We start from the raw sequence: 7,049 nt of genomic DNA, 5'->3' as shown, positions 1-7,049 counted from the left end.
AAAACTCCCTGACTGGATATTAAATACTACTGATGAATTTTTATATGGATTAACAGCTGGATTAATAGATTCTGATGGTTCTATTAATAAAACTACTTTTTCATTATATTCCAATTCAAAATATTTAACTAAACAATTATATGATATTTTTAAATTGAGATTTTCGTTGTCTCCGGTAATAAAACAAAAATTTAAATTATTAAATAATATTAAAAAAGCATATAATTTTTTAAGTATAAATATTTCAAAAACTAATTTTGATTTTTGGAATATTGTTAATAATTTGATTATTAATGAAAATAAATCATTTTCGTTATTTAATCATTTAAATTCTGATTCTGAATCTAAAAAATTAAATTATTATCCTAATGAAATCTCAAAATATTTATTTGAATCTGATAATGCAAAAAATCATTTTAAGAAGTATTCTACTACATCTAAAAAATTCGATTTTGCTAATTTTTCAAAATTTATTACTTCTGAATTGGAATTTAATTTATTAAAATATCAAGATATGGATAATATTGATTTTATTCCTGCAAATAAAGTAGAATTCTCAGAATATAATAATGAAGAAGTTATAATCCATCATATTCTCGATGATACAATTACTAATAAAAAAGAATCAATTGCATATGATTTTACTATGGAATCTGAAAATATAAGAAGTTTTCTTGGATCAGAAATGATTGTAAATCCAAATTGTGATGGCGATACTGTTGCAATTATTCCAGTATTTACAGAAGAAGCGAAAACAGAAATAAGAGAAAAGATGAATCCTGTTTATACTAAATCAAAGTGGAAGAATCCTATTTCTATGGAGAATATATTATACACTCCTACTTTAGATGCTGTTGCTACTATTTTTAGAGCGACAAAAGACTATGAATAAAAATATTTTTTATGAAATTTTTGGATTAACTAATCCTGGTAATTTTCAAAATCATTCTGTAGTTGAACCTGCAAATCCATATACAAATCCGTATGCAATATCTTCAAATACTAATAGAGATATTGAAGTTAATAATTTAAATATGTATGGAAAATGTATTAATTTAGATTCAGAATTAAATTGCAAAATAGGATGTCGTAGTTTAAATGTAGATAAAAATCAATTATGTCCAATTGCTAGTAATCCTATTGTTATGAATGGTACTGTTACTTATAGTTGGAATTCTTGTGGATGTTATTCTGAAAGCATATTAGGAAATAAAAATCCTACAAGAGTTGATCCTTATGATTTTAATAAATCAACTAGTAGTTTACATAGAGTTCCATTAACTAGTTGGCAGCATGATATTTATGAAATTTTTAAAAATAGAAATAAAAATACTATTATTTCTATACCTCCTGGCGGCGGGAAAACTCGTCCAATTAAAGCTTACTTTTTTGAAAAATTAGTTAAATTTCTTGCTGATCCTGATAATAATGAACTTCCTACTATATTTTATATTGTTCCTACTAGACAATTGGCAGGACAAATAAAATTTAATGATTTTATTAGAGATTCAGAATATGGAATTTTAGCTGCATTATCTGACTTACAAAGTAATGTAAATAATAGTCTTACCGAAACTAGAACTGCAAAGTCTGTTTTTGAAAATGCATTAAATAATACTGAAATGACTCCATTTGAAAAAGAAAAATTCATATTATCATTTGCTGAAGAGTGTGTTACATCATCTGTAGATCAATCTGGAATAAAACATGAATTTAGTCCAAAAACTATTTCGATACTTCCATTTCTAAAAAATAAAATGGTCCCTGTTATTATATGTGTTAAAGACCCAACATTAATAAATACTAATGTAAGAGTTATTAAAAATAAATTCGAACATGTAATAATTGATGAAGTTCAAGAACTTATTCCAAAACCAGAGTCCGATTCTTCTTCTAATAAAACTTTAAGTACGGATAGTAGAAAGTTATTTGAATCTCTATGCAAAATAATTAAAGAAATAGGGCATAGTTCAACAAAAATTCATCTATTAACTGGAAGTGTTAATGATGAATCATTAACAATATTAAATGATAATTTTAAATCAATATTAAAAGTTGAATTTGAATTTGTTCCAAATATAAATAGAGTTCATCCAAATACCGGAGAAAAAATAGGATTACCAACTGACGGAACTAGTAATCGTTCTAAAATAACTGTTATTCCATTACAATCATTATCTTCTCCTGAAATATCAAATGCAGTTAAAGCTAGAGAAGACTTAATTAAAAATATTGTTAGATCTCGCCAATCAAATAGTATTATGATAGTTTTTTCTACTAAACAATTTGCCAAGCAAAGTTTAATATCTATGTTGAAAAATGTGGTAAAAGACTTACCAAAACACCCACAATCAAATTTTTATGATAATGAAATTAAAAAAAATGTTCCATTTATACAAGTTAGAAATGAATATATTAAATCTGCTGATGTTAATTATGCATCCGATATTGAAAGAATAGCTAATAGAGAAACTAATAAAACAATAATTAGTAAAGATTATTATAATTCTTCTAATTTAACTCCAAAAGAATTAAATAAGCACAAGAATAATAAATTAAAATTACCAAGTCCATTTCAAAATAAAATGGGAGAATATGTAGATGAAATTGAATTTTTAAAATATTTTAACCTTGGCGAATTAAATAAAAGAGATTATAATCTGCAACAAGATCCAGACGAAATAACCGATATTAAAGATGATAATAATTTATTATATCAAGGAGTATTATCTGGAATTGGAATAATGATGGGTGCTATGCATCAACAGCATAAAGATACTATTCAAAAATTATTTGCTAAAAGAAAAATTTATCTATTAATTTCTACTGATGCATTAGGTATTGGTGCAAATGTTGATTGTAAACACTTATATATTCCAACTATTAATAAATTTGATGATGGTGGATTTGGTCCATTAAACCAATCTTCATTAACACAGATAATAAATCGTGTCGGTAGAGGGAAATTTCAAAATGGTTTTGTTTATTGCAGACAAGAAGATGCAGATACTGTAGAAAAATTAATTAAAGCAAAACATGAAGTTGCGTGGAAAGTTATAGGGAAAGTTCCATTTTTGGATGAATTACTTCGGATAATGAAAACATGCTAATAAATAAATTAGAAATGGTATATGATGAATTAAAAAAAGAAGAAGTTAATATTTCAGATAAATATGATTATTCTTCGGATAAAACATCTAATAAAATTAAAAGATTAACTTTAGGAAGAATTTGGTTTAATTTAGTGCTTCCAGATGATTTTGAATATATTGATTATGAAGTTAATAAAGGTTCATTGGAAAAAATAATTAAAAAAATATATGCTAAATATACAGATCCAAAAACTATAGCTGATGCATTAACTAGATTAAATTCTGAAAGTTTTAAAATGGCAACTTTTATTCCAGCTAGTTATGATATTTCTTCTTTTGAACTACCTAAATTTATTATAGATAGAAAAAGAGAAATGTTAAATGCTGATTTGCCTCCAGATGAATTTCTAAAAAGAAGTGTTGATATTAGTAAAGAATATTTAGAATATTTAAGAAAAAGAAATTCTGGATTATATGATATTATTCTTTCTGGATGTAATGGTAATAAATCAACAGCATTAACTTTAGCTACATTAATGATTGCTAAAGGAACTGTAGTGGATTTAGAAGGTAATATATCAAAACCAATTGTTAATGGATTAGCAACTGATGGATTAACTTTAAAAGAATATTATCTAACCGCCGCCGAAGCTAGATATGGACAATATTATAAGTCTAATGCTAGTCAGGAACCTGGATATTTAGCTAGAAAAGTAGTATTTGCTAATTCTAATATTTTATTAGATGAAAATGATTGTGGAACTAAAAAATATTTAAAATTAAAAGTACTGCCAAGCATGACTGGTAAATTAAATGGTAGATATTATTTAAATACTGAATCTGGAGAAATTGAAAATATCGCAAATGCTAAATTTTTAGAAAATAAATTAATATTATTAAGATCTCCTATTTATTGTAAATCTTCTATTGGGATTTGTAAAATATGTTATGGGGATTTATGGAAAGAACTAAACACTAATAAAATAGGAATTGTTTCTGGTGGAATAGTAAATGATCTCGGTGTTAATTCAGCTATGAAATTAAGAAATTCTTCTAGTTTAGTAGATATTAATAAAGTCGATTTCACTAAAACTATTTTGGAAAATGTAAATGACAATTGAAAAACTTCATATTATGCCTAGTCATACTAAAGGCGATGATGGTTACTTTTATGATAGTAAATATATTGGAAAAGTATACCATATTGATAATAAACTAATATATTTTAATGATAGATCATTTTTCGAAATGCCTTATGAAGTATATAGAACTATTTCTACTGAAATACTTAATGAATTAAAAAAAGAATTTAATGAAATTAAAGATAATTTAGAGAAAGAATTTAATAGTAAAATTGCTAAATTAGTAAAAGAATTAGCAGGATATTCTAATGATTTAGATAATATTAATGAGAATATTTCTAATTCTAATAGTAAATTTATGTCTAAAGATAATATTGAAAGTATTATTGATAATAAATTAAATGATGTATATAAATCATTTGAAAAATTATCAGAACAGTTAGTAAAACAAAATATGGATAATGCATTAAAAGATAGTAAAAGAGAAGCTAGTGGTAAATTAAAAGTTACTAGTTTAGTTATCTTTAAAGAGTTAGGATATTCTCCTGAAGAAATTAAATCATTAGCAGAAAGTGGTTTAATTTAAAAATTTCGTAAAAAAAATTCCCGCTACCTAATTTCTTAGGCGGCGGGATTGATAATTTAAGCTGCTAACCCATCTGATGATTTAATTATATTATTAAATGATGCAGCAAAATCGTACTCATGATACCAAAAGCAGGTGTGGTTTCTAAATTTCACATCAGTATTTAATTGATCTTCATCTGGTTTTTTTGTTTGTGAAATCATCTCTTCGCCAGTAAAAATATCCCTCAATATCCAAATTCTTATTAGTTTTTGAAAGTGTTCCATGATAAATTCCTTAGTTGAAATTAAATTTATAATCTGGTTTTTTAATTAGTCCTGCATCTACTTTTGAAGCAAATTCTTTATATTGATACCCCCATTGTCTTGATTTTTTAATTATTTTTTCACCTTCAGGCCATCTTCCCCAAATGACATACTTGGCATAACAATATGCTGCTCCTGAATTTTTTAAAATTATTGGTTCTAATATTGGAACTCTTCCATTAGCAACATAATAAGCATACCAATAGCAACAGAAAGGGGTTTTATCCCAAGTTAAAATTTCTTCTATAGTTTTAAAACTGTCTAATTTATCAATAGCATCTTGACAGGGAAAGAATTCCTTTGCGTGTTCTATCATCTTTTAGTGTCCAAGGAGACTCCGCCATAATGAACGAAGTTCATTATGGGAAGCCTTTAGGCCGGGGAGGAATTGGACAATTACAAAATTGTAAGTCCGCTGTTTCTTCTTACTTTAAAATTAGATGCCTCTTTAATTTTAAAAGAATATTTATCAGAAAATGCTTTTCTTTGAGTAGAACTAAATCCAGTTATAATGTAATTTTCTTTTGATTTAAAAGAAATTACATCTCCAGGAGTAAAAGGTTTATCTTTAGTTCTTGAATTATAAATAATCTTTCCAGATTTAACTTTTAATTTTGCATCTAAATATATTCTTCTTATATCAATCAAAGCATCATCTTCTTGATTGCATCTTTTTCTTCTATTTTTAGCAATAGAAAATTTATTTTTAAAGTAATATCTTCTATCTTCAATTCTTTTAGTTGCTGCTCTATTATGTCGTCTATATGAATTTAAATTCAAATTTAAATTGAAATTTAATATTTGTTTATTTTTAAAATTCACATTAAACATACTTAAAATCAAAGCATCATTAGAATGTGATTTGACTATTTTTCTTTTAATTCTATCAAATTTAGTTTCATATCCAAAGAATTTGTATATGCAATACTTTTCTGCTAATTTTAAATATATCTTTGGCATCACCGAATTTAACATTCCAGATGCTTTAAAATTCTCTTCATTTAATTTAAAATTGTTATTCAAATTTCCAGAATGAATCTTCTTATGACAAGATACACATACAGTAGCTAAATTTGAAGAAATATTAGTTCCACCAGCAGATCTAAATTTAATATGATGAACTTGAAGAGGAATATTTTGATTCTTACACTTTAAACAAGTATAATTATCTCTTTTTAAAATATAAGAAACTAAATTAACTTCAGATGCAGTTCCTTTTCCTGGTAAATTTCCATTTCCAGATAGTAAATTTGTATCAAATTTTGCATATTCTAAATTAATAATTGATTTTTCTTCTTCTATATATTTAAATAAATATTTAATTACATTCAAATGAGCATTTAATAAATAATTTCTAGTCGGATTTTCCTTATTCTTACTTCTATTTCTCCATCTTGGAAATCTAAATTTTCGTATTTTACAGTTGCATCTGCGATTTTTTCTTCTGATATTTCTGTACATTTTTCTTTCAGTCATCAATTTAGTAATATCTGCTGTTCTTAGTTTTACTTCACCTTTAAACAACAATAATACTTTTGAAGATGACTCTTTTAATACACAGAAACCTATATTTGAATATCCAGTGTCAATTCCAATAAAATAAGCATATTCATCATTTGATTTTGAAGTTACTGGATAAGACAATTGAAGCAACATCAATTTTCGACAAATTAATTTCGCTTTATTCTTTTTCAACATCTTATTCATCCAATCTACTTTTGTAGTTGGAGATAACACTCTGTTTCTTGAATCTTTTACAAAAATAATCACTGAAAGTTCTCCTTGGTCTGGAGTAAGAATCAGTCTCCCCTGGACTTACTAAAGCACCATCTGCTTTCGTTACCTAATTGCAGATGAAATGTCTTTCACAAACAGAGCTTCAAACTGGGAGTGGCATTTGAAGGTGGACGCTTTAGTAAATATCCTGTTCAGATCCATAAATGGTCTTGTAAATGTCTAATTTGCTTACGCAAATTCAACTTTA

Annotated in this window: 7 protein-coding genes; 4 read left to right on the top strand and 3 right to left on the bottom strand. The window is 25.7% G+C overall.

The features are described 5' to 3' along the window. The 4 genes from IPH62_19480 to IPH62_19465 form a co-directional block, all read left to right on the top strand. A partial coding sequence (locus IPH62_19480) for a hypothetical protein (GenBank protein MBK7107454.1) occupies positions 1 to 892 on the top strand: 892 nt, incomplete at its 5' end. Next, positions 885 to 3,110, top strand: a complete 2,226-nt coding sequence (locus IPH62_19475; protein ID MBK7107453.1) for a hypothetical protein — start codon at positions 885 to 887, stop codon at positions 3,108 to 3,110. The genes IPH62_19480 and IPH62_19475, both read left to right, overlap by 8 nt. Continuing rightward, positions 3,104 to 4,213, top strand: a complete 1,110-nt coding sequence (locus IPH62_19470; protein ID MBK7107452.1) for a hypothetical protein — start codon at positions 3,104 to 3,106, stop codon at positions 4,211 to 4,213. Before IPH62_19475 ends, IPH62_19470 begins: the two co-directional genes overlap by 7 nt. Next, a complete protein-coding gene (locus IPH62_19465) occupies positions 4,203 to 4,760 on the top strand; it encodes a hypothetical protein (protein ID MBK7107451.1) in 558 nt (185 codons plus the stop codon). The genes IPH62_19470 and IPH62_19465 overlap by 11 nt, the downstream gene beginning before the upstream one ends. A gap of 56 nt (positions 4,761 to 4,816) precedes the next feature. Here IPH62_19465 and IPH62_19460 read toward each other — a convergent pair whose 3' ends face one another. The 3 genes from IPH62_19460 to IPH62_19450 all read right to left on the bottom strand — a co-directional run bounded on the left by IPH62_19460 (position 4,817) and on the right by IPH62_19450 (position 6,835). Then, positions 4,817 to 5,026, bottom strand: a complete 210-nt coding sequence (locus tag IPH62_19460; GenBank protein MBK7107450.1) for a hypothetical protein — start codon at positions 5,024 to 5,026, stop codon at positions 4,817 to 4,819. A 10-nt stretch (positions 5,027 to 5,036) separates the two neighbouring features. Continuing rightward, positions 5,037 to 5,381: a hypothetical protein gene (locus IPH62_19455; GenBank protein ID MBK7107449.1), complete on the bottom strand. Its 345-nt coding sequence runs from the start codon at positions 5,379 to 5,381 to the stop codon at positions 5,037 to 5,039. Positions 5,382 to 5,461: 80 nt separating this feature from the next. Next, on the bottom strand, positions 5,462 to 6,835 hold the full coding sequence (locus IPH62_19450) for an RRXRR domain-containing protein (GenBank protein ID MBK7107448.1): 1,374 nt from the start codon (positions 6,833 to 6,835) through the stop codon (positions 5,462 to 5,464). Between the last annotated feature and the right edge of the window lie 214 nt (positions 6,836 to 7,049).

Source organism: Ignavibacteriota bacterium (genome assembly GCA_016708125.1).
Classification (GTDB): domain Bacteria; phylum Bacteroidota; class Ignavibacteria; order Ignavibacteriales; family Melioribacteraceae.
This window is presented reverse-complemented; position numbering and strand designations above follow the sequence as displayed.

Coding starts and splice junctions, on each gene's coding strand:
- IPH62_19470 (MBK7107452.1), top strand. CDS start 3,104: ATGCTAATAAATAAATTAGAAATGGTATATGATGAATTAAAAAAAGAA.
- IPH62_19475 (MBK7107453.1), top strand. CDS start 885: ATGAATAAAAATATTTTTTATGAAATTTTTGGATTAACTAATCCTGGT.
- IPH62_19465 (MBK7107451.1), top strand. CDS start 4,203: ATGACAATTGAAAAACTTCATATTATGCCTAGTCATACTAAAGGCGAT.
- IPH62_19460 (MBK7107450.1), bottom strand. CDS start 5,026: ATGGAACACTTTCAAAAACTAATAAGAATTTGGATATTGAGGGATATT.
- IPH62_19455 (MBK7107449.1), bottom strand. CDS start 5,381: ATGATAGAACACGCAAAGGAATTCTTTCCCTGTCAAGATGCTATTGAT.